18 protein-coding genes and 1 tRNA gene are annotated in these 21,780 nt (G+C 70.9%); 12 read left to right on the top strand and 7 right to left on the bottom strand.

Annotated features, from left to right (window positions below):
• Positions 1–61: 61 nt before the first annotated feature.
• Complete coding sequence (locus ACIA8O_RS10865; RefSeq protein WP_396293331.1) at positions 62–484, bottom strand: DUF350 domain-containing protein; 423 nt, start codon at positions 482–484, stop codon at positions 62–64.
• Positions 485–585: 101 nt separating this feature from the next.
• On the opposite strand from ACIA8O_RS10865, the gene ACIA8O_RS10870 reads away from it, so the two are divergent.
• The 6 genes from ACIA8O_RS10870 to ACIA8O_RS10895 all read left to right on the top strand — a co-directional run bounded on the left by ACIA8O_RS10870 (position 586) and on the right by ACIA8O_RS10895 (position 6,744).
• A complete protein-coding gene (locus ACIA8O_RS10870) occupies positions 586–891 on the top strand; it encodes a hypothetical protein (protein ID WP_396293332.1) in 306 nt (101 codons plus the stop codon).
• A 7-nt stretch (positions 892–898) separates the two neighbouring features.
• On the top strand, positions 899–2,119 hold the full coding sequence (locus ACIA8O_RS10875) for a glutathionylspermidine synthase family protein (RefSeq protein ID WP_396293333.1): 1,221 nt from the start codon (positions 899–901) through the stop codon (positions 2,117–2,119).
• Between the two features lie 215 nt (positions 2,120–2,334).
• Positions 2,335–3,168, top strand: a complete 834-nt coding sequence (locus tag ACIA8O_RS10880) for a hypothetical protein (protein WP_396293335.1) — start codon at positions 2,335–2,337, stop codon at positions 3,166–3,168.
• A gap of 32 nt (positions 3,169–3,200) precedes the next feature.
• Positions 3,201–3,992, top strand: a complete 792-nt coding sequence (locus ACIA8O_RS10885) for a hypothetical protein (protein WP_396293336.1) — start codon at positions 3,201–3,203, stop codon at positions 3,990–3,992.
• 19 nt (positions 3,993–4,011) lie between these two features.
• Entirely contained in the window at positions 4,012–4,860 is an 849-nt protein-coding gene (locus tag ACIA8O_RS10890) for a hypothetical protein (RefSeq protein WP_396293337.1), read from the top strand.
• 54 nt (positions 4,861–4,914) lie between these two features.
• Positions 4,915–6,744 (top strand): NHL domain-containing thioredoxin family protein, encoded by a 1,830-nt coding sequence (locus ACIA8O_RS10895; protein WP_396293339.1) that lies wholly within the window; start codon positions 4,915–4,917, stop codon positions 6,742–6,744.
• 19 nt (positions 6,745–6,763) lie between these two features.
• On the opposite strand, the gene ACIA8O_RS10900 is transcribed toward ACIA8O_RS10895, so the two are convergent.
• Positions 6,764–7,357 (bottom strand): GNAT family N-acetyltransferase, encoded by a 594-nt coding sequence (locus ACIA8O_RS10900; RefSeq protein WP_396293340.1) that lies wholly within the window; start codon positions 7,355–7,357, stop codon positions 6,764–6,766.
• 106 nt (positions 7,358–7,463) lie between these two features.
• Positions 7,464–8,747 (bottom strand): adenylosuccinate synthase, encoded by a 1,284-nt coding sequence (locus tag ACIA8O_RS10905; protein ID WP_396293341.1) that lies wholly within the window; start codon positions 8,745–8,747, stop codon positions 7,464–7,466.
• Positions 8,748–8,873: 126 nt separating this feature from the next.
• On the opposite strand from ACIA8O_RS10905, the gene ACIA8O_RS10910 reads away from it, so the two are divergent.
• From ACIA8O_RS10910 to purM, 3 genes are all read left to right on the top strand, one after another.
• On the top strand, positions 8,874–9,698 hold the full coding sequence (locus ACIA8O_RS10910) for a diacylglycerol kinase (RefSeq protein WP_396293342.1): 825 nt from the start codon (positions 8,874–8,876) through the stop codon (positions 9,696–9,698).
• A gap of 219 nt (positions 9,699–9,917) precedes the next feature.
• Positions 9,918–11,498, top strand: coding sequence for an amidophosphoribosyltransferase (gene purF / locus ACIA8O_RS10915; RefSeq protein WP_396293343.1), 1,581 nt, complete (start codon positions 9,918–9,920; stop codon positions 11,496–11,498).
• A gap of 80 nt (positions 11,499–11,578) precedes the next feature.
• Positions 11,579–12,664, top strand: coding sequence for a phosphoribosylformylglycinamidine cyclo-ligase (gene purM, locus ACIA8O_RS10920; protein WP_396293344.1), 1,086 nt, complete (start codon positions 11,579–11,581; stop codon positions 12,662–12,664).
• A gap of 123 nt (positions 12,665–12,787) precedes the next feature.
• Here purM and ACIA8O_RS10925 read toward each other — a convergent pair whose 3' ends face one another.
• Complete coding sequence (locus ACIA8O_RS10925) at positions 12,788–13,027, bottom strand: DUF3073 domain-containing protein (protein ID WP_396293345.1); 240 nt, start codon at positions 13,025–13,027, stop codon at positions 12,788–12,790.
• Between the two features lie 344 nt (positions 13,028–13,371).
• The gene (locus tag ACIA8O_RS10930; RefSeq protein ID WP_396293346.1) at positions 13,372–14,532 is read right to left on the bottom strand and encodes a Glu/Leu/Phe/Val dehydrogenase dimerization domain-containing protein; all 1,161 of its coding nucleotides are present in this window, start codon (positions 14,530–14,532) and stop codon (positions 13,372–13,374) included.
• A 111-nt stretch (positions 14,533–14,643) separates the two neighbouring features.
• On the opposite strand from ACIA8O_RS10930, the gene ACIA8O_RS10935 reads away from it, so the two are divergent.
• Positions 14,644–15,531 (top strand): hypothetical protein, encoded by an 888-nt coding sequence (locus ACIA8O_RS10935; protein ID WP_396293348.1) that lies wholly within the window; start codon positions 14,644–14,646, stop codon positions 15,529–15,531.
• Positions 15,532–16,046: 515 nt separating this feature from the next.
• Positions 16,047–16,253 carry a developmental transcriptional regulator BldC gene (gene bldC, locus ACIA8O_RS10940; protein ID WP_014137253.1) on the top strand — a complete coding sequence of 69 codons (207 nt, stop codon included), beginning with the start codon at positions 16,047–16,049 and terminating at the stop codon, positions 16,251–16,253.
• A 343-nt stretch (positions 16,254–16,596) separates the two neighbouring features.
• On the opposite strand, the gene ACIA8O_RS10945 is transcribed toward bldC, so the two are convergent.
• Both ACIA8O_RS10945 and hrpA read right to left on the bottom strand, forming a co-directional pair.
• A tRNA-Asp gene (locus ACIA8O_RS10945) sits at positions 16,597–16,670 on the bottom strand.
• A gap of 94 nt (positions 16,671–16,764) precedes the next feature.
• Positions 16,765–20,739, bottom strand: coding sequence for an ATP-dependent RNA helicase HrpA (gene hrpA / locus ACIA8O_RS10950; protein ID WP_396293349.1), 3,975 nt, complete (start codon positions 20,737–20,739; stop codon positions 16,765–16,767).
• Positions 20,740–20,926: 187 nt separating this feature from the next.
• Between hrpA and ACIA8O_RS10955 the strand changes: the two genes are divergently transcribed.
• Positions 20,927–21,736 (top strand): class I SAM-dependent methyltransferase, encoded by an 810-nt coding sequence (locus tag ACIA8O_RS10955; RefSeq protein ID WP_396293350.1) that lies wholly within the window; start codon positions 20,927–20,929, stop codon positions 21,734–21,736.
• The last annotated feature ends 44 nt before the right edge of the window (positions 21,737–21,780 follow it).

Below are 21,780 nucleotides of genomic sequence, written 5' to 3' on the forward strand. Positions count from 1 at the left end.
CGGAACGACAGAACCCCCTGGAGCGCGGCTCCAGGGGGTTCTGTCGTTCCGTCGTGCCGGGTCAGGCGATCGAGGCGGCGATGATCGCGGCCACCGCGATGTTGCAGCTGGCGGTCACCCAGACCGCCGGGTGCGGCTCCGGGTCGACCAGGATGGCGCCGAGCTTGCCGGGCGTCAGGATGTCCAGCAGCCAGAAGGCGACCGCCATCAGCACCAGGCCGAGCACGCCGTAGACCGCGGTGGAGGCCAGGCCCTTGCCGAAGTCGTCGTAGGTGTACTTGATCGCGCTGAACACCACGCCGCCGGTGCCGAGCAGGGCCGAGGAGAGCACCACGGTGGCGTTCCGGTTCCGCTCCACCCAGATCTGGTGGCCGAGCTTGCCGGGGGTGAGCAGGTCCACCAGGCCGAAGCCGAGGAGCAGCAGCAGCACACCGACCCCGCCGAAGACGGCGGCCGGGCCGAGGCCGTTGACGATGTCGCTCACGTGTGAACCCCCTGTGCGGAACGGGTCGGTGCTGCCCGAGGTCCGGCAAAAGATATCCCATCGGGTCGGTTTTCAGCCCTACCCCAGTAGCATCGTCGGCCATGACCACCTCTCCGCCTCCCGCGCGCCGTAGATCGGGCTTCGTCGCCCTCGGCATGGTCGGCACCCTGGCGCTGGCCCTCTCCGGCTGCTCCTCCAGCGGCAGCACGCCCCGCCGCTGTGTCGACCCGGGCAGCCTCAAGGTGCTGGACAACCACTCCTGCACCGACAGCAAGACCTCGGCCGGCCGCTGGTACTACTGCGGCTCCGGCTCGCTCAGCGCCACCGGCGGCACCTTCGTCAAGGCCGACACCAAGCGCGGCGGCTTCGGCTGCCCGTCCGGTTCCTCCGGCTCCGGCGGGGGCTGAGCAGCCGATGCGCCGTCACACCATCACCCCGCGCCCCGACTGGCAGCCCACCGTGGAGTCCCAGGGCCTGATCTACGCCGTCTGCCAGGACCCCTGCAACCAGGGCGGCCCGCACGCCTACTGGGACGAGAGCGCCTACTACGAGTTCTCGCTGCCCGAGGTGGAGGCGCTGGAGGAGGTGGTCGAGGAGCTGCACGAGCTCTGTCTGGAGGCCGCCGACCACGTGGTGCGGACGGAGCGGTACGCCGACTACGGCCTGACCGACCCCCGGGTGACCGCGATGATCGCCGAGTCCTGGCGGCGCCGGGACGAACAGCCCTCCGTGTACGGGCGGTTCGACCTGGCCTACGACGGCACCGGCCCGGCCAAGCTGTTCGAGTACAACGCGGACACCCCGACCTCGCTGATCGAGGCGGCCGGCCCGCAGTGGTTCTGGATGGAGCAGCTCTTCCCCGGAGCCGACCAGTGGAACTCGCTGCACGAGCGCCTGGTCGCCTCCTGGGAGCGGCAGAAGCACCTGCTGCCGCCCGGCCCGGTGCACTTCGCCCACTCCCGGGGCGACACCGAGGGCGAGGACTGGATGACCACCCTCTACCTCCAGGAGACCGCCGAGCAGGCCGGCCTGGAGACCGTCGGCATCGCCATGGAGGACATCGGCCTGGACGGCCTCAGCGGCCGCTTCGTCGACCTGGAGCAGCGCTACATCCGCTCGCTCTTCAAGCTCTACCCCTGGGAGTGGCTCACCGAGGAGGAGTTCACCCCGGCCATGCTCTCCGGCATCGACCTGGGCGGCTCCACCGGCAACACCCTGTGGATCGAGCCGCCGTGGAAGATGCTGCTCTCCAACAAGGCCCTGCTCGCGGTCCTCTGGGAGCTCAACCCCGGCCACCCCAACCTGCTCCCCGCCTACCTGGACGGCCCGCGCGAGCTGGCCGCCACCGGCTACGCGATGAAGCCGCTGCTCGGCCGGGAGGGCGCGGGCGTGCGGATCGTCGAACCCGACGGCCACGAGACCAGGCTGGCCGAGTGGGCCGGAGATCCGGACCGCTACGGCAAGGAGGGCTTCTGCTACCAGCAGCTCTGCCCCCTCCCCGACTTCGACGGCAACCGCCCGGTGCTCGGCACCTGGGTGGTCGACGGCGAGGCCGCCGGCCTCGGCATCCGGGAGACCGACGACTCCCCGATCACCCACCAGGGCGCCCGCTTCCTCCCCCACCTGATCCGCTGACGCGGCGTCAGAAATGGTCAGAGGGAGGGGACTTGCTGCCTTGCGTCGCAGGGATGCGTCGGCTCCGTCGGCCACGACGCCGGGGGCTCCGGTCCACCGGTACTTCCGGGAACTGGTGAAAAGCCACCCCCTGCCCACGGTTCTGTCCTGGCCGAGGTGTATGAATCATGGGCTCACGGACGTCCGTGAGCCCATGATTCGAGGGGCACCCACACATGCGCAAGAACGTCCTCAGACGGGCCACCGCGGTCCTGCTCAGTGCGGCGGCCATCGCCCTGGCGGCCCCGGCCGTGACGGCCTCGGCCGACGGCGTGCAGGCCGCGTTCCTGCAGTCCGGGCAGCGCCTCAACCCGGGCGAGAAGCTGGTCAGCGGGGGCTCCGCCCTGGTGATGCAGTGGGACGGCAACCTGGTCGTGCGCCTGGTCAACGACCAGGGCGACCTCGGCCCGGAGCTCTGGGCCAGCGGCACCTACAACAACTGGGCCGCGTACGCGTACATGCAGCCCGACGGCAACTTCGTGATCTACCGTCAGAACGGCGGCCCCGACCAGGGCGGCGCGATCTGGCACACCGGCAGCTGGGGCCACCCGGGCAGCTACATCAGCCTCTACGAGGGCAGCCTGCGCGGCAACGGCTTCTCCTGGGAGACCCAGTCCGGCATGGCCATCGCGGTGTCGAACGGCGGCTGGCACCCGGAGAGCGTCTTCAACTCCGGCCGCGGCGTGGCGCCCGGCTACTTCCTCCGCTCGAACTCGGTCTGGCTGGTCAACCAGCGGGACGGCAACATGGTGCTCTACCGCAAGCGGGACGGCGCCGCGCTCTGGTCCACCGGCACCTGGAACCAGCCGGCTTCGACCTTCTACGCCGCCGACGTCTACGGCGGCAGCCAGATGTACCTTCGGGTCCCCAACAGCACCAGGATGACCTGGTCGGTCTCCTTCCGGGGCCAGACCAACGTCCAGGGAAAACTGCAGGACGACGGTAACTTCGTGATCTACAGTCAGGGCGGCCAAGCCCTCTGGTCCACCGGGACTTACGGCAACTGGTAATCAACAAGACCATCACAAGGGGGAGTTCGGGAATGCGCAAGACCATGCTCAGACGGGCCGCGGCTCTGATCGGCGCGGCAGTGTTCGCCTGTGCGGTGCCCGCGGTGTCGGCCACCCCGGCCGCCGCCGCGGACTCCGCCTACCTGCGCGGCGGGGAGCAGCTCGATCCCGGCGCGAGCCTCACCAGCGGCCGGTCCCGTCTGGTGATGCAGTGGGACGGCAACCTGGTGCTGTACCTGGTCAACGACCAGGGCGCCAACGGCCCGGCGCTCTGGAGCAGCGGGACGTACAACAACTGGGGTGCGCACGCGTCCATGCAGGCCGACGGCAACTTCGTGGTCTACGACGCCTCGGGCCGCGCGCTCTGGTCGACCTGGACCTGGAACGACGCCGGTGCGTACATCCAGTTGCTGGACGGCTCGCTCTACCTGAACAGCCCTCAGCGCGGCCCGGCCACCTGGCAGAGCAACACCGGCTCGGTCCTCCGCTTCGACAACATGTCGGGCCTGGGCTCCGGCTACTGGACCGAGTCCAACTCGGTCTGGCTGGTGATGCAGCACGACGGCAACCTGGTGCTCTACCGCAAGCGGGACGGTGCCGCCCTCTGGTCCACCGGCACCTGGGGCCACCCGGGCGCGGTGGCGACCGTCAGCTCCACGGGCGAGCTCCGGGTCTTCGAGAGCCGTGGGCCCGCCACGTTCTTCTCGAACCACGTCACCAACCGCACCGGCGCCCAGCCGAAGGTCCAGGCCGACGGCAACTTCGTCATCTACGACGGCCAGGGTCGCGCGGTCTGGGCCACCGGCACCTACGGCAACTGGTAATCGAGGAAAGATCCACCACATGCGCAAGAACGTTTTCAAGCGGGCCACCGCGGTCCTGCTCAGCGCGGCGGCCATCGCCCTGGCGGCCCCGGCGGTCACGGCTTCGGCCGCCCCTGCCGAGGAGTTCGTCCACCTGAAGTCCGGCCAGCGCCTCAACCCGGGGGAGACGCTGCGCAGCGGCGACGCCGCCCTGGTGATGCAGTGGGACGGCAACCTGGTGCTGCGCCTGGTGAACGACCAGGGGCAGCTCGGCCCCGAGGCCTGGGCCAGCGGTACGTACAACAACTGGGCCGCGTACGCGTACATGCAGCCCGACGGCAACCTGGTGATCTACCGTCAGAACGGCGGCCCGGACCAGGGCGGCGCGGTCTGGCACACCGGCAGCTGGGGCCACCAGGGCGCCGAGCTGACGATGCTGGGCGGCCAGCTCTCGATCAGCGACCCCTCCTCCTACCAGCGCCTCTGGTCCCTCGACGCAGGATTCAACCCGGTCAGGATGGGTGACGGCGCCTCCCAGGAGAGCTTCATCAACCAGAACCGCGGCGCCCTCACGGCCGGCCAGTGGCTCCGGTCGAACTCGGTCTGGCTGCTCATGCAGCAGGACGGCAACCTGGTGCTCTACCGCAAGCGGGACGGCGCCGCCCTCTGGTCCACCGGCACCTACGGCAAGCCGGACCAGGCCCTGTTCGTGGCCAACACCAAGGGCAACATGTACCTGCGCGGCCTCAAGAACGGCGTCCTGACCTGGACCCTGTCCGTCCCGCAGTCGGACGGCGCCTACGCCAGGCTCCAGAACGACGGCAACTTCGTCCTCTACACCGGGGGCGGCCAGCCGCTCTGGTCCTCCGGCACCTACGGCAACTGGTAGGACGCCCCGCACCACGAGGAATGCGGCCGTGCCCCCATGCGGTTGGATGGGGGCATGGCTACTCGTGCTCGTGTCCGCGCCCCCGAACTCGTGGGGAAGGGCGGCTGGCTGAACACCGGCGGCAAGGACCTGTCGCTGGCTGACTTCCGCGGCAAGATCCTGGTCCTCGACTTCTGGACCTTCTGCTGCATCAACTGCCTCCACGTCCTGGACGAACTCCGGGAGCTGGAGGAGAAGCACCGCGACACCCTGGTGATCGTCGGCGTCCACTCGCCCAAGTTCGTCCACGAGGCCGAGCACCAGGCCGTGGTGGACGCGGTGGCCCGGTACGAGGTGCACCACCCGGTGCTGGACGACCCGGAGCTGGTCACCTGGAAGCAGTACGCCGTCCGGGCCTGGCCGACGCTGGTGGTGATCGACCCCGAGGGGTACGTGGTCGCCCAGCACGCCGGCGAGGGGCACGCGCACGCCATCGCCCGCCTGGTCGAGGAGCTGGAGCAGGAGCACGCCGCCAAGGGCACCCTGCGCCGCGGCGACGGCCCGTACGTGGCGCCGGAGCCGGTGGCCGGGGACCTGAAGTTCCCGGGCAAGGCCGTCCTGCTGCCGAACGGCAACTACCTGGTCGCCGACTCGGGCCACCACTCGCTGGTCGAACTGGCCGAGGACGGCGAGACCGTGGTGCGCCGGATCGGCGACGGCGAGCGCGGCTTCACCGACGGCACCGCGCCCCGGTTCAGCGAGCCGCAGGGCCTGGCGCTCGCCCCCGAGGGCCTCGGCTACGACGTGGTGGTGGCCGACACGGTCAACCACGCGCTGCGCGGGGTGCGGCTCTCCGACGGTTCGGTGACCACCCTGGCCGGCACCGGCAAGCAGTGGTGGCAGGGCTCGCCCACCTCCGGCCCCGGCCGCGAGGTCGACCTCTCCTCGCCCTGGGACGTGGCCTTCTTCGACGGCCGCGTCTGGATCGCGATGGCCGGCGTGCACCAGCTCTGGGCCTGGGACCCGGCCACGGGCGAGGTCGCGGTGGCGGCCGGCACCACCAACGAGGGCCTGGTGGACGGCCCGGTGGCCGAGGCCTGGTTCGCCCAGCCCTCCGGTCTGGCGGTCTCCGCCGACGGCGAGCGGCTCTGGGTCGCCGACTCCGAGACCTCGGCCGTCCGCTGGGTCTCGCGCGGGACGCGGACCGTGCACACCGCCGTCGGCACCGGCCTGTTCGACTTCGGCCACCGCGACGGCGAGGCCGGCCAGGCCCTGCTCCAGCACCCGCTCGGCGTCACCGTGCTGCCCGACGGCTCGGTGGCGATCGCCGACACCTACAACCACGCGCTGCGCCGCTTCACCCCGCCGACCGAGGAGGGCGCCACCGGCGAGGTCACCACCCTGGCCACCGACCTGCGCGAGCCCTCCGGCGCGGTGCTGGTCGGCGGCGACATCGTGGTGGTCGAGTCGGCCCGGCACCGGCTCACCCGGCTCCGCCTGCCCGAGGAGGCCGTCCGGGTCGAGGCGGTGGCCCACCGTACCCAGCGCGCCGCCACCGAGGTGGCCCCCGGCCCGCTCCGCCTGGACGTGGTCTTCCAGGCCCCCACCGGCCAGAAGCTGGACGAGCGCTACGGCCCGTCCACCCGGCTGCTGGTCTCCTCCACCCCGCCCGAGCTGCTGCTCTCCGGCGCCGGCGCGGAGAGCGACCTCACCCGCGAGCTGGTGCTCAACGGCGAGCTCACCGAGGGCGTGCTGCACGTCTCGGCGATGGCCGCCTCCTGCGACGACGACCCGGAGATCGAGTACCCGGCCTGCCACGTGCACCAGCAGGACTGGGGCGTCCCGGTGAAGCTGGTGTCCGGCGGCGCCACCCGGCTGCCGCTGGTGCTGGCCGGGATGGAGTAGCGGCGCCCTCGACGGACCGTCAGCCCGCGAGCAGACGGTCCGTCAGCCGGTCCTTCGCCGCGGGCCACTCGTCCGCGAGCATCGAGAAGTACACGCTGTCCCGCCAGCTGCCGTCCCGGCGGCGGCGGGCCCGGCGGAGGGTTCCCTCGTACTGCGCGCCCAGGCGGCGGATGGCGTTCTGCGAGCGCTCGTTGAGGTGGTCGGTCTTCCAGCAGACCCGGCCCATGCCGAGCTCCTCGAAGGCGTGGGTCAGCAGCAGCAGCTTGGACTCGGTGTTCACCGCCGTCCGCCAGGCGGACCGGGCGTACCAGGTGCCGCCGATCTCCAGGTGCTCGTCCTCGGCCGAGGCGTCGAAGTAGCAGGTCATGCCGATCGCCCGGCCGGTCTCCGGCACGATCACCGCGAACGGCACGCAGTCCGGGTCACCGGTCCGCGTCTCCACCGTCCCCACCATCTCCGCGGGCGTGCCCGGCACCGGGCCCGGGAGCCAGCGGAACACCTCCTCGTCGCCCCCGGCCGCCTCGAACAGGTCGGCCGCGTGCGCGGTGGTGAGCGGCTCCAGCCGGACGTGACGGCCGGTCAGGACGGTGGGGGAAGGCAGCTTCGCGGTCATGTACCGGTACGTTAGCCCCGCTTTGCACTAGCAGCAAGGCTGCTATGTACTAGTGCAAAAGCAAAGGGCCCCACCCGGAGGTGGGGCCCTGCTCTCAACTACCCGATCAGATGAAGGAGTTGATCTGGATCGTCTCGGTCCGGCCGGGGCCGACGCCGATCGCGGAGATCGGGGCGCCCGACATCTCCTCCAGCGCCTTCACGTACGCCTGCGCGTTCTTCGGCAGGTCGGCGAAGGTCTTCGCCTTCGAGATGTCCTCGGACCAGCCGGGGAAGTTCTCGTAGATCGGCTTGGCGTGGTGGAAGTCGCTCTGGTTGTACGGGAGTTCCTCGACGCGCTTGCCGTCGATCTCGTACGCGACGCAGACCGGGATCTGCTCCCAGCCGGTCAGCACGTCCAGCTTGGTGAGGAAGAAGTCGGTCATGCCGTTCACCCGGGTCGCGTAGCGCGCGATCACCGCGTCGAACCAGCCGCAGCGGCGGTCACGGCCGGTGGTGACACCGCGCTCGCCACCGATCCGGCGCAGCGCCTCGCCGTCGGCGTCCAGCAGCTCGGTCGGGAACGGGCCCGAGCCGACGCGGGTGGTGTACGCCTTCAGGATGCCGATGACCCGGTCGATCTTGGTCGGGCCGATGCCCGAGCCGGTGCAGGCGCCGCCGGCGGTCGGGTTCGAGGAGGTGACGAAGGGGTACGTGCCGTGGTCGACGTCGAGCAGGGTGCCCTGGCCGCCCTCCAGCAGGACCACCTTGTTCGCCTTCAGCGCCTCGTCCAGGACCAGGGTGGTGTCGGCCAGGAAGGGCTTGATCTTCTCGGCGTAGCCCAGGTACTCCTGCACCACCAGGTCGGCCGGGATGGCGCGGCGGTTGTAGAGCTTGACCAGCAGCTGGTTCTTGTCGTGCAGCGCGGCTTCGACCTTCTGGATCAGGATCGACTCGTCGAAGAGGTCCTGGACCCGGATGCCGACGCGGTTGATCTTGTCCGCGTAGGTGGGGCCGATGCCGCGGCCGGTGGTGCCGATCCGGCGCTTGCCGAGGAAGCGCTCGGTGACCTTGTCGAGGGTCCGGTGGTACGGCGTGATCAGGTGGGCGTTGCCCGAGATCAGCAGCTTCGAGGTGTCGATGCCGCGCTCGTTCAGACCGTTGAGCTCGGAGAGCAGCACGCCTGGGTCGATCACGACGCCGTTGCCGATCACCGGAACGACGTTCGGGCTGAGGATGCCGGAGGGCAGCAGGTGCAGGGCGTACTTCTGATCGCCGATGATCACCGTGTGACCGGCGTTGTTACCACCCTGGTAGCGGACGACGTAGTCGACGGAGCCGCCGAGGAGGTCCGTCGCCTTCCCCTTGCCCTCGTCTCCCCACTGGGCACCAACGATCACGAGTGCCGGCACAGGCGTACACCCCTTCGGGTTGGGGCATCCTGCGTAGGCCGCAGTCTGCCCCGAGATAGACGAAGCCCCTGGCGCAATAGCGCAAGGGGCTCTTGCACCGAGAGATTACCTGAGGAAGGACGGGTCGTGTCGTCTGTGTCCACGCCCGAGGGCCGTGCCGTCGACCCGGGCGCGCCGGGCCAGTTGCTGCTCCTCCTCGACCCGGCCGCCCGACGGGCCGACGGCGAGTCGGTCCGGATCGCCCGGGACGTGCTGGCCGGCGGGGCCGACGTGAAGCTGGCACTGCCCGAGAGCCCGTCCGAACTCGACCGGGTGCTGGCGCACCGTGGCCGCCGCCGACCGGTGGTGATCGGTTCCGATCTGGCCCTGCAACGGGTGCTCCAAGCCCTGCACCGCCAGCGGGACCTGGGGTCCGACCCGCTCGGCGTGGTCCCGGTCGGCCGCCCCGAGGCGGTGGCCTCGGCCCGCGCGCTCGGCGTCCCGGCCCAGCCGGTGGCGGCCGCCCGGGCGGTGCTCTGCGGCAGTGCCCGCAAGCTCGACCTGCTGGTGGACGACGGCGGCGGAGTGGTGCTCGGGGAGGTCAGGGTGCACGGCGGCTGGTCCGGCCGCCCGGGGGCACTGCGTTCGCTATGGGCGAAACTGGCTGCGGCCGAGCAGGGGACCCCTCCCGTCCCGGACGCCCACCGCCTGCGGATCGAGGCCGACGGCCGCCTGCTGGCCGACCTCCCGCACGCCGTGCACCGCCTCCGGGTCAGCCTCCCCGCCGGGGCCGGCGAGATGGAGCTCCGCCTGCACACCCCCGACGGCCCGCGCACCCTGCGCGCCGCCCGCCTCACGGTGGCCGGCCGCGGCTTCGGCTACGAGGCCGACGGTTACCGGGTCGGCCCGGTCCGCACCCGGGTCTGGACCCTCCATCCGGGCGTCTGGCAGCTCCTCGTCCCGGCCGCGTGAGCAGCGTCACGTCCGACCCCGCGGCCGGCTGTCCCGCCGAAGATCGGGAATGGCCGGAGTCCGCGTACGCCAAGGCGAGCCGCGCATTCAACGAATTGTGTCCGGGAAAAGCCCCACCCCGGTAAGGGGTTTTGTCTACGCGCGTTGCTATTCGATCGCCCAATACCCGTACGGTCCCCCGTTCGGGAAGGCGTACGGAACTGCCCTAGACTCGTTGACGTGCCACGTGGTGACGGAAGACTCAACCACGATCTTCTTCCCGGCGAGAAAGGCCCCCAGGACGCTTGCGGCGTCTTCGGGGTCTGGGCTCCCGGCGAGGAGGTCGCCAAGCTCACGTACTTCGGCCTCTATGCCCTGCAGCACCGCGGTCAGGAATCCGCGGGCATCGCAGTGAGCAACGGCTCCCAGATTCTCGTCTTCAAGGACATGGGGCTCGTGTCCCAGGTCTTCGACGAGACCTCCCTGGGGTCGTTGCACGGGCATATCGCCGTCGGACATGCCCGCTACTCGACCACCGGGTCCTCGGTCTGGGAGAACGCCCAGCCGACCTTCCGGGCGACCGTGCACGGCTCGCTCGCGCTCGGTCACAACGGGAACCTGGTCAACACCGCGGAGCTCGCCGCGATGGTCGCCGAGCTGCCCGGTGAGGAGCACGTCTCGCGCTCCGGCCGGTCCGCCGCGACCAACGACACCGACCTGGTGACGGCGCTGCTCGCGGGCTACCCGGAGCTCTCCATCGAGGAGACCGCCAAGCAGGTGCTGCCCAAGGTCAAGGGCGCCTTCTCGCTGGTCTTCATGGACGAGCACACCCTCTACGCGGCCCGCGACCCGCAGGGCATCCGCCCGCTGGTGCTCGGCCGCCTGGAGCGCGGCTGGGTGGTCGCCTCCGAGACGGCGGCGCTCGACATCTGCGGCGCCTCCTTCATCCGCGAGGTGGAGCCCGGCGAGCTGATCGCCATCGACGAGAACGGCATGCGGACCTCCCGCTTCGCCGAGGCCAAGCCCAAGGGCTGCGTCTTCGAGTACGTCTACCTGGCCCGCCCGGACACCACCATCGCCGGCCGCAACGTGCACCTCTCCCGCGTGGAGATGGGCCGTCGGCTGGCCAAGGAGGCGCCCGTCGAGGCCGACCTGGTGATAGCCACCCCCGAGTCCGGCACCCCCGCCGCGATCGGGTACGCGGAGGCCAGCGGCATCCCGTACGGCTCCGGCCTGGTGAAGAACGCCTACGTGGGCCGCACCTTCATCCAGCCCAGCCAGACCATCCGGCAGCTCGGCATCCGCCTCAAGCTCAACCCGCTGCGCGAGGTCATCCAGGGCAAGCGCCTGGTGGTCGTGGACGACTCGATCGTCCGCGGCAACACCCAGCGCGCGCTGGTCCGGATGCTCCGCGAGGCCGGCGCGGCCGAGGTCCACATCCGGATCTCCTCGCCGCCGGTGAAGTGGCCGTGCTTCTTCGGCATCGACTTCGCCACCCGCGCGGAGCTGATCGCCAACGGCATGACGGTGGAGGAGATCGGCCGCACCCTCGGTGCGGACTCGCTCGCCTACATCTCGATCGACGGCATGATCGAGGCCACCACCATCCCCAAGGACCGGCTCTGCCGGGCCTGCTTCGACGGCGAGTACCCGATGGAGCTGCCGGACCCGGCGCTGCTCGGCAAGCTCCTGCTGGAGGCGGAGATCGCCGGCAGCAAGCAGCAGCCCGCCGTCCGGGGCAAGTCCACCGGCTCCGACCTGGACGGCGTCCAGTCGCTGCTGGGCGGCCACGGCGCGGCGGACGCGCTCCGTCGCCCCTGATCCACCCGCCGCCCCGGCCCCCAAGGCCGGGGCGGTGCAGTTCTCGTACCCCCACCCCTGACCCGAAAGGGCCACAGCACGTGACCAGCAACCAGAGCGGTGCCACCTACGCCGCCGCAGGTGTCGACATCGAGGCCGGCGACCGCGCGGTCGAGCTGATGAAGCAGTGGGTGAAGAAGGCCGACCGCCCCGAGGTGGTCGGCGGCCTCGGCGGCTTCGCCGGGCTCTTCGACGCCTCCGCCTTCAAGCGCTACGAGCGTCCGCTGCTGGCCTCGGCGACCGACGGGGTCGGGACCAAGGTGGCCATCGCCCAGGCGATGGACAAGCACGACACCATCGGCCACGACCTGGTCGGCATGGTCGTCGACGACCTGGTGGTCTGCGGCGCCGAGCCGCTCTTCATGACCGACTACATCTGCGTGGGCAAGGTCGTCCCGGAGCGGGTCGCGGCGATCGTCAAGGGCATCGCCGAGGGCTGCACGCTGGCCGGCTGTGCGCTGGTCGGCGGCGAGACCGCCGAGCACCCGGGCCTGCTCGGGCCGGACGACTACGACGTCGCGGGCGCCGGCACCGGTGTGGTGGAGGCCGACAAGCTGCTGGGCGCCGACCGCGTCCGGGCCGGCGACGTGGTGATCGCGATGGCCGCCTCGGGCCTGCACTCCAACGGCTACTCGCTGGTGCGCCACGTGCTGCTGAACCAGGCCAAGTGGTCGCTGGACCGCCAGGTCGAGGAGTTCGGCCGGACCCTCGGCGAGGAACTGCTGGAGCCGACCCGGATCTACTCGCTGGACTGCTTGGCGCTCACCCGGGCGACCGAGATCCACGCCTTCTCGCACGTCACCGGCGGCGGCCTGGCGGCCAACCTGGCCCGGGTGATCCCGGCCGGCCTGCACGCCCGCCTGGACCGCGGCACCTGGTCCCCGCTGCCGGTCTTCCAGACCGTGGCGAAGGTCGGCAACATGGCCGCCCTGGAGATCGAGAAGACCCTGAACATGGGCGTCGGCATGGTGGCCGTGGTGCCGCCGGAGTCGGTCGACGTGGTGCTCTCGGTCCTGGCGGACCGGGGCGTCGAGGCCTGGCTGCTGGGCGACGTGGTGGACCGCACCGACGAGCACGCGGACGGCGCGGCGCTGTACAACTCCTACGACGGCTTCGAGCTGGTCTGACCGTAGGTCCGAGGGGCCCCTCCGGGGGCCCTTCGGCGTGTCCGGGGCAGGCCGGTGCCGGGGAACGCCGAAGACCGGCCCGTCACCCTGCGGGGTGGTCGAGCCGGTCTTCCGAAGGCGTGGTCAGCGACGACCGGGCTGACTGCCCGAGTCCGCTTCCTCGTCGTCGTAGTCGTTGTAACGATCCGCGTACGCCGCGTACGGGTCGTCGTCCTCCTCGATGGGCTCCGGCTTGACCGGAGCGGGAGGCGGTGTTGATACGCCCAGCTCGCTGGAGAGACGGTTTGCGTCGAACCCGCCGCTGTTGTACTTCAGCTCGCGGGCGACCTTCGTCTGCTTGGCCTTGGCCCGGCCGCGCCCCATGGGTCGACCCCCTCAACGATGGGGCTCACGGCCCCGAGTCTGACACGTATCCATGATCAGGTGCGGTCCTACCCGAAGTGGGAGAACCGTCCCTTGGAGCATTAACGGTACCTGTTTCCGTCGCCGAACGGTACGTCGCCCGTGTGACGTGGCGCGCACCGACACCCCCCGAAACCAGGTCCTTCCAGGTCACACGGGGGTTTTCGGGCTTTCACAGGCCGTTCAGAGCCTGCCCAGGTCCGTTGTTCCGTGACCGATTATCCCCCGGCGGGGGGCCCAGGATCGCCCGATCGGGCTACCGAACGAGAATCCGGTTCCACATCGTGACCCTGGGCCCGGGGGCGTCAGCCCCGGCGCGCGCCGGGCAGCAGCACCGAGCGGAGCGCGCTGATCTCGCGCATCCGCTTCTCGGCCAGGCGGTCGGCCGCGACGGCCGGCGGGACGCCGTCGGCGGCGGCCCGGGTGAAGATCTCCAGGGTGGTGTCGAAGATCTTCGTGGCCTTGTTCTTGGCACGCTCGAAGTTGAAGCCCTCGATCTCGTCGGCCACCTGGATCACGCCGCCGGAGTTCACCAGGTAGTCGGGCGCGTAGAGGATGCCGCGGCCGGCCAGGTCCTTCTCCACGCCCGGGTGGGCCAGCTGGTTGTTGGCCGCGCCGCAGACCACCGAGGTGCCGGCCTCGCCGAGGGCGGCGACGGTGTGGTCGTCCAGCGCGCCGCCGAGCGCGCAGGGGGCGTAGACGTCCAGCCGGGAGCCGAGCAGGGCCGCGGTGTCCGCGACCACCTCGACGTCCGGGTGGGCGGCCCGGACCCGGTTCACGGCGGCCTCGGAGACGTCCGTGACGACCACGGTGGCGCCGTCCGCGACCAGGTGGCCGACCAGGTAGTGGCCGACCTTGCCGACGCCCGAGACGCCGACCCGCTTGCCGCGCAGGGTGGGCTGGCCCCAGCGGGCCTGGGCGGAGGCGCGCATGCCCTGGAAGACGCCGAAGGCGGTGAGGATGGAGGAGTCGCCGGCGCCGCCGTGCTCGGGCGAGCGGCCGGTGACGAACTCGGTCTCGCGGGCGATCACGTCCATGTCCTGGACGTAGGTGCCCACGTCGCAGGCGGTGATGTAGCGGCCGCGCAGCGACTCGACGAAGCGCCCGTAGGCACGGAGCATCGCCTCGTTCTTGACCTTGTTCGGGTCGCCGATGATGACGGCCTTGCCGCCGCCCAGGTCGAGGCCGGCCAGCGCGTTCTTGTAGCTCATCCCGCGCGAGAGGTTGAGCGCGTCCTCGAGCGCCGCCTCCTCGGAGGCGTACGGGTAGAAGCGGGTGCCGCCGAGGGCCGGGCCCAGGGCGGTGGAGTGGATGGCGATGATGGCCTTCAGGCCGGAGGAGCGGTCGTGGCAGAGGACGACCTGCTCGTGGCCGTCGCCGGGGGCGCCGTCCTGCTCGGTACGGAAGATCCTGCTCAGCACACCGGGTGCGGGGTGCGTGGCGGACGAGATCTGTACGTCGGTCACTGTGGTGACTCCAGTATCTGTGGCCCACTGCTGTGGTGTGGGCGCCTGCCGGAATGCTAGCTCCGGCGGGGGTGCCCGAGCTGCCCCCCTGCGGCGGTCCGCCGTGCGACGATGCGAGGCGTGACCGCTGTGCGCACATCAGTGCTCCCGCCCTACGCCGCGCACCTGCGCGTGTACGAGCCGTTGGCCGCCTACGAGGGGCCGGAACGGGCCCGCTGGCAGTCCTACGCGGCCCGCTACGGGCCGGACGCGGCGGAACCGGGCCAGGCGGTGGCCCCGGCGGTGCTGGCCGAGCAGCGCGCGGCGCTGGCCGAGCTGCTCTCCCGGACGCCCCGGCCGCTGCCGGAGCGGGAGAGCGAGCGGGCCTTCGTGCGGGTGGTGGACGGGGTGACGTACGTCTGCCCGTGGGCCACCCGGCTGCGCAGCTGGCAGGCGTTGGAGGAGCTGGCCGAGGAGCTGCCGGCCTCGCTGCTGGACACCGTGCTGCCACCCGCCGTGCGGGCCGCCGCGCAGGCCGACCGGGAGCGCTGGCGGGCCGGGCACCCGGACGCCCGGCCGTGGATCCTGACGAGCCGTTGGGAGGTGCCGGTGCGCTGGTTCCTGCCGCTCGGCACCGAGGACCGCTGCCACCTGCCGGCCGAGCCGGGCGGGCCGCCGGCCGCCCTCTTCTACCTGACCCCGATGGCGCAGGCCCGCCGCCGGGTGGCCCGGGGGTACCGGGCGCTGCGCGAGCGGGTGCCGAGCGCGGCGCTGGCGGGAGGGGTGGAGGAACTGGGGCGCTGGCTGGAGGAGTTCCACCCGCGCTCGCTGGTGGAGCTGGACTACGGCGGCCTGGTGCACCTGCTCGGCGCGGCGGCGCTGGCCGAGGAGGACTCGGTGGGGGAGATCGAGGCCGGGGTGGCCGCGCTGCGGGCCGGCGACGGGCGCGAGGCGGCCCGGATGTACGAGTCGGTCACCGATCGCTGGCGGCGGGTCCACGCACTTCGGTACGCCAGCTGACGGTAGGTCAGCCCCCGGAGCGGGCAGGGGTGTCAGCAGGACGGGTGATGATGGTTGGGACCTTTGGTGTCGATGGTCGGGACCTAGGTCCCGGTTCGGGTCAATACCCCTCGAACGTGACACTACTCACCGTTGACGCTTACTTACGCCTATGTGTAAAAATGGGACAACCAGCCCAAGTTCACTCGGGTGTGTCCACTTTTGGGTGGATCTGACGGCAGTGCGCTCTTTGCGGGGAATCAGTTGGGTCTGGTCCTCCATAACCGCTTGTCACCATTTGGTGACTGTCCGTTATGGGGTGGTCCATGGCCATCCGTCGCGCTTGAACCCGTGAGGGGTCAATTTTGGCGGTTTGGCCGATGGGGCTGGACGAATGGTGTAGTTGTAGACACCAGGACAAGCCGTTCGTCCTATTACCGACTCGGCCCGTCTATGCCATTTCGGGCATCGCGGGTCAAGGTGCAGAATTTGAAGGATAGAACCGCCCTGGTTCGGTTCTCCCGAGGAGGCCGCTCATGACCGCTCGTACCCCTGACGCCGAGCCCCTGCTGACGCCGGCAGAGGTCGCCACCATGTTCCGCGTGGACCCGAAGACGGTCACCCGCTGGGCCAAGGCGGGCAAGCTCACGTCCATCCGCACCCTCGGCGGCCACCGCCGGTACCGCGAGGCGGAGGTGCGTGCCCTGCTGGCCGGTATTCCGGCGCAGCGTACCGAGGCCTGAGAGGGGCCCTCAGGGGCCTTTTAAGACGTTCACCGCAAGGGGCCGTGTGCCTGACTCCGCCGGGTCAGGGATGCGGCCCCTTCGGCATGTCCGGAATGCAGTGTTCCTATTGGGGCGTGTGGGGGTGGGGGGAAATAGGGGTAATTACATGTGCAATTTTACATATTAAATTAGACGACCCTCGGAGGGGGGCTGGAGTGTCCGGCCTCAAGAAAAGATAAGTGACGACGGTCACAGGCCCGTTACCTTGTGGTCTAGACCTTCCTGACGTACCGGCCAGGGCCGCTGCGAGGGCAACGCGAAGAGGCCCGGAACCTGACGGTTCCGGGCCTCTCCTGCACTGCGATCCTGACGGGACTTGAACCCGCGACCTCCACCTTGACAGGGTGGCGAGCTAACCAACTGCTCCACAGGACCAGGATGTTGCTTGGTCGATCTGTCTTGTTCGCCTGCTCCCGCTTGCGAACAAGACAGATCGTACTGCATGCCTGGGGTCCAGGTAAAACCGGCTCTAGAGCGTGCTCGCCGCGGCCTCCATCGCCTTGAGGATCCGCTTCTCCGAGACGGGCGTCGGAGTGCCCAGGCCCTGGGCGAAGAAGCTGACCCGGAGCTCCTCGATCATCCAGCGGACCGCCCGCAGTTCGGCCGAGGGCTCCTGGCCGGCCGGGACCTTGGCGAGCAGGTCGCCGTAGGCGTCCTGGAGCTGCTGGACCTTGGCCAGGTGCTGGAGGTCGCGCTGGGGGTGGTTGGGCAGGGCCTCCAGGCGGCGGTCGACGGCCAGCAGGTAGCGCTTGAGGTCGGGCAGGCGCTGCCAGCCGGTGTCGGTGACGAAGCCGGGGTGGACCAGCGAGGCCAGGTGCAGGCGGACGTCGTTGACGGCGCTGAGCAGGACCGGGCTGGAGACCGACTTGAGCCGGGTGGAGGCCTTGTGGAAGGCGATCAGGGCGGTGGCGGTCTTCAGGGTGGTGTCGGCGGCCAGCTCGTACAGGTCGGCGCGGACCTTGTCGTAGAGCTTGGTGAAGGCCGCCTCGTCCCAGGCCGGCCCGCCGTGAAGGGTCATCAGGCGGTCGGTGGCGGCCGAGACGATGTCCTCGAACAGCGCCGGGATCGAGCCGTGCGGGCTGTGCGAGAGGGCCAGCTTGGCCTGGTTGCCCAGACGGCCCTGGATGGACTTGGCGGGGGAGTTGACGGTCAGCATCAGCAGCCGCCGGGTGCCCGCCCACATCGCCTGCTGCTGGGCCTCGGGGGTGTCGAACAGCCGGATGGCCACCGAGTCCTTCTCGTCCACCAACGCCGGGTAGGCGCGCAGCGAGTGGCCGCGGGAGCGCTGCTCGAAGGTGCGCTGGAGCACCGGCAGGCCGGCCGGCCAGGAGGTCAGGCCGGTGCGCTCGATGCCCTGGCCGGAGGCGGCCGAGGAGAGGGTCTCCTTGAGCTTGGGCTTGAGCTTCAGGCGCAGGTCCTCGAGGTCCTTGGACTCGGCCAGCTTCTTCTTGCCGTCCACCACCCGGAAGGTGATCCGCAGGTGGTCCGGGACGCGCTCGTCGTCCCAGGCCTCCGGCGGGATGGTGATGGCGGTCATCCGCTTGAGGATCCGTTCCAGGGTGGGCAGCAGCGGCTCCTGACGGTCCTTCACCTGGCGCAGCGCGGCGGCGGCGAAGTCCGGGGCGGGCACGAAGTTGCGCCGGATCGCCTTGGGCAGGGCCCGGATGTACGCGGTGACCAGCTCGGCCCGCAGGCCGGGGATCTGCCAGTCGAAGCCCTCGGCGGTGACCTGGTTGAGCACCGGGAGCGGGATGTGGACGGTCACGCCGTCGGCGTCGCTGCCGGGCTCGAACTGGTAGGTCAGCTTGAACTTCAGCTTCCCCTGCTGCCAGTAGTCCGGGTAGTCCGCCTCGGTGACGCCGTCCGCCGAGTCGTTGATGAGCATCGACTTCTCGAAGTTGAGCAGGTCCGGCTGCTCGTGCCGGGCCTTCTTCCACCAGGAGTCGAAGTGCCGGGTGGAGACGATCTCCTCCGGCAGCCGGGCGTCGTAGAAGTCGAACAGGGTCTGGTCGTCCACCATGATGTCGCGGCGGCGGGCCCGGTTCTCCAGTTCCTCGACCTCGCTGAGCAGCGTGCGGTTCTCGCCCCAGAAGCGGTGGTGGGTCTCCCAGTCGCCCTCGACCAGGGCGTTGCGGATGAACAGCTCGCGGCAGAGCTCGGGGTCGATCCGGCCGTAGTTGATCTTGCGCTGGGCGACGATCGGCATCCCGTAGAGGGTGACCTTCTCGAAGGCCATCACCGCGCCGGCCTTCTTCTCCCAGTGCGGCTCGCTGTAGCTGCGCTTGATCAGGTGGCCGGCCAGCGGCTCGACCCACTCGGGCTCGATCTTGGCGTTCATCCGCGCCCACAGGCGGGAGGTCTCCACCAGCTCGGCGGACATCACCCAGCGCGGGGGCTTCTTGAACAGGCCCGAGCCGGGGAAGATCGCGAACCGGGCGCCGCGGGCGCCGCCGTACTCGCGCTTCTCCACGTCGTACAGGCCGAGGTGGGAGAGCAGGCCGGTGAGCAGCGCCTGGTGGATCCGGTCGGCGTCCGGCTCCTGGTCGTCGTGCGGCTCCTCGAAGGTGACGCCGAGCTGCTTGGCGACGGTGCGGAGCTGGGTGTAGAGGTCCTGCCACTCCCGTATCCGCAGGTAGTTGAGGAACTCGGTCTTGCACATCCGGCGGAACGCGGAGGAGGAGAGCTCCTTCTGCTGCTCCCTGACGTAGCGCCACATCGCCAGGTAGGCCAGGAAGTCGGAGGTCTCCGAGTTGAACCGGCGGTGCCGGTCGTCGGCGGCCTGGCGCTTCTCGGCCGGGCGCTCGCGCGGGTCCTGGATGGAGAGCGCGGCGGCGATCACCATGACGTCCCGGACCACGCCCAGGCGGTCGGCCTCCAGCACCATGCGGGCCATCCGCGGGTCCACCGGGAGCTGGGCCAGCTTGCGGCCGAGCGGGGTGAGCCGCTTGCGGTGGTCCTTCTCGTCCGGGTCGATGGCGCCCAGCTCGTGGAGCAGGTTGACGCCGTCCTTGATGTTGCGCGAGTCCGGCGGGTCGAGGAACGGGAAGGCGGCGATGTCGCCGAGGCCGGCCGCGGTCATCTGGAGGATGACCGAGGCGAGGTTGGTGCGCAGGATCTCGGCGTCGGTGAACTCGGGGCGGGAGAGGAAGTCCTCCTCCGAGTAGAGCCGGATGCAGATGCCGTCCGAGGTGCGGCCGCAGCGGCCCTTGCGCTGGTTGGCGCTGGCCTGGCTGACCGCCTCGATCGGGAGGCGCTGGACCTTGGTGCGGTGGCTGTAGCGGGAGATCCGGGCGGTGCCCGGGTCGATCACGTACTTGATGCCGGGGACGGTCAGCGAGGTCTCGGCGACGTTGGTGGCCAGCACGATCCGGCGGGAGTTGGAGCGCTGGAAGACCCGGTGCTGCTCGGCGGAGCTGAGCCGGGCGTAGAGCGGGAGGACCTCGGTGAACTTGAGCTTGAGCTTGTTGAGGGCGTCGGCGGTGTCGCGGATCTCGCGCTCGCCGGAGAGGAAGACCAGGATGTCGCCGGGGCCCTCGGCCTGGAGCTCCTGGGCCGCGTCGCAGATCGCCTGGACCTGGTCCCGGTCGCGGTCGATCTCCTCGCCGTCCTCGTCCTCCTCCAGGACCGGGCGGTAGCGGACCTCGACCGGATAGGTGCGGCCGGAGACCTCGATGATCGGGGCGTCGTCGAAGTGCTCGGCGAAGCGTTCCGGGTCGATGGTCGCGGAGGTGATCACGACCTTGAGGTCGGGGCGGCGGGGGAGCAGCTGCTTGAGGTAGCCGAGCAGGAAGTCGATGTTGAGGCTGCGCTCGTGGGCCTCGTCGATGATCAGGGTGTCGTACTGGCGCAGGTCCCGGTCGGTCTGGATCTCGGCCAGCAGGATGCCGTCCGTCATCAGCTTGACCAGGGTGTTCGGCCCGGCCTGGTCGGTGAACCGGACCTTCCAGCCGACCGCCTCGCCGAGCGGGGTGTCCAGCTCCTCGGCGACGCGCTCGGCCACCGTGCGGGCCGCGATCCGGCGCGGCTGGGTGTGGCCGATCAGGCCCTTCACACCGCGGCCGAGCTCCAGGCAGATCTTCGGGATCTGGGTGGTCTTGCCGGAGCCGGTCTCGCCCGCGACGATCACCACCTGGTGGTCGCGGACGGCCGCCAGGATGTCGTCCTTCTTCTGACTGACCGGCAGCTCGGCGGGGTAGCGGATCACCGGCACCGAGGCGCGGCGCTGGGCCATCCGCTGCTCGGCCCGGTCGATCTCGGTGGCCAGCTCGGCCGCGATGGCCTCCCGGGCCTCGGGCTTGCGGACCCGGCGGGCGCCGTCCAGGCGGCGGCCGATCCGCTGCTGGTCACGCAGCGTCAGCTCGGGCAGCCGGGCGGCCAGCTCCCCGATGCTGGGCGCCTTCGGGGCCTCGGCGGGCTGGGCTACGGGAGAACTCACTGCGGACATCCCTCTAGGTTCGCAAGGAGGAGCGGGCGGGCGCACCTCGGTTTTCGAGCCCCTCCAGTGTCACAGACCGCCCGCCGCACCCTCCGCCCGCAGGGCGTTCCTGCTGTTCGGCCGGCCCGGGAGGGAGCCGGACGGCGTCCGGCTGCGTCCTCTTCCGGTGGACCATCGATCGACGGCAGGAGCGGGTGTGCAGGACTTCGACGTGCACGAGCGGCGGATGTGGGGCGGCGACGGGGTGGCGCAGGCGTACTCCCGGGGGTTCGCGGGGCTCTGCGCCGGGTCGCTGCCGGCCCTGCTGGCGGCGGCCGGGGCCGGCCCCGGGGTGCGGCTGCTGGACGTCGGCACCGGCACGGGCAACGCGGCGGCGGCCGCGCTGGCCCTGGGGGCCGAGGTGACGGCGGTGGACGCCGAGCCGCAGATGGTGAAGGTGGCGGCCGAGCGGCTGCCCGAGGTGCCGGTCTCGCTCGCCCAGCTGCCGGAACTCCCCTTCGGGGACGGTGAGTTCGATGCGGTGGTGGCCAACTTCGTGGTCAACCACGTGGCCGACCCGGTGGCCGCGCTGGCCGAGCTGCGCCGGGTCGTGCGCCCCGGCGGGCGGGTGGCCGTCACGCTCTGGCACGCGACCGGGAACCACGCGATGGACCTGTTCAACCAGGCGCTGGAGGCCGGAGAGGTGGAGCGCCCCGCCTTCCCGGCGGTGCCGGTGGCCTTCGAGCGCACTCCGGAGGGGCTGGCCGGGCTGCTCGCGGAGGCGGGCTGGGCGGAGCCGGCCGGCCGGGAGCTGGCCTGGACGTACGAGGTGGACCCGGAGGACTGGTGGGCCGGCCCGGCCGGCGGGGTGGCCAACATCGGTCTGGTGGTGGCCGGACTGCCGGCCCAGCGGGCCGCCGGGCTCAAGCGGGAGTACGACCGGCTGGCCGCGGCCCAGGCCGGGCCGGACGGGCGGCTCGCGCTGGAGGCGGTCGCCGTGCTGGCGTCCGGGGTCCGCTCGTTGTAGCAGTGCCGTGCGGCTCGGGCCACCCCTGCGTGCTCCGCACTGGC

The sequence above is a fragment of the Kitasatospora sp. NPDC051853 genome (assembly GCF_044452665.1).
Taxonomy (GTDB): domain Bacteria; phylum Actinomycetota; class Actinomycetes; order Streptomycetales; family Streptomycetaceae; genus Kitasatospora.

Excerpts from the sequence above, each read along its gene's own strand:
- ACIA8O_RS10880 (WP_396293335.1), top strand. The coding sequence starts at position 2,335 with ATGCGCAAGAACGTCCTCAGACGGGCCACCGCGGTCCTGCTCAGTGCG.
- ACIA8O_RS10890 (WP_396293337.1), top strand. The coding sequence starts at position 4,012 with ATGCGCAAGAACGTTTTCAAGCGGGCCACCGCGGTCCTGCTCAGCGCG.
- ACIA8O_RS10925 (WP_396293345.1), bottom strand. The coding sequence starts at position 13,027 with ATGGGGCGCGGCCGGGCCAAGGCCAAGCAGACGAAGGTCGCCCGCGAG.
- hrpA (WP_396293349.1), bottom strand. The coding sequence starts at position 20,739 with ATGTCCGCAGTGAGTTCTCCCGTAGCCCAGCCCGCCGAGGCCCCGAAG.
- ACIA8O_RS10885 (WP_396293336.1), top strand. The coding sequence starts at position 3,201 with ATGCGCAAGACCATGCTCAGACGGGCCGCGGCTCTGATCGGCGCGGCA.
- ACIA8O_RS10870 (WP_396293332.1), top strand. The coding sequence starts at position 586 with ATGACCACCTCTCCGCCTCCCGCGCGCCGTAGATCGGGCTTCGTCGCC.
- bldC (WP_014137253.1), top strand. The coding sequence starts at position 16,047 with ATGACCGCTCGTACCCCTGACGCCGAGCCCCTGCTGACGCCGGCAGAG.
- ACIA8O_RS10900 (WP_396293340.1), bottom strand. The coding sequence starts at position 7,357 with ATGACCGCGAAGCTGCCTTCCCCCACCGTCCTGACCGGCCGTCACGTC.
- ACIA8O_RS10935 (WP_396293348.1), top strand. The coding sequence starts at position 14,644 with ATGCGAGGCGTGACCGCTGTGCGCACATCAGTGCTCCCGCCCTACGCC.
- ACIA8O_RS10895 (WP_396293339.1), top strand. The coding sequence starts at position 4,915 with ATGGCTACTCGTGCTCGTGTCCGCGCCCCCGAACTCGTGGGGAAGGGC.
- ACIA8O_RS10875 (WP_396293333.1), top strand. The coding sequence starts at position 899 with ATGCGCCGTCACACCATCACCCCGCGCCCCGACTGGCAGCCCACCGTG.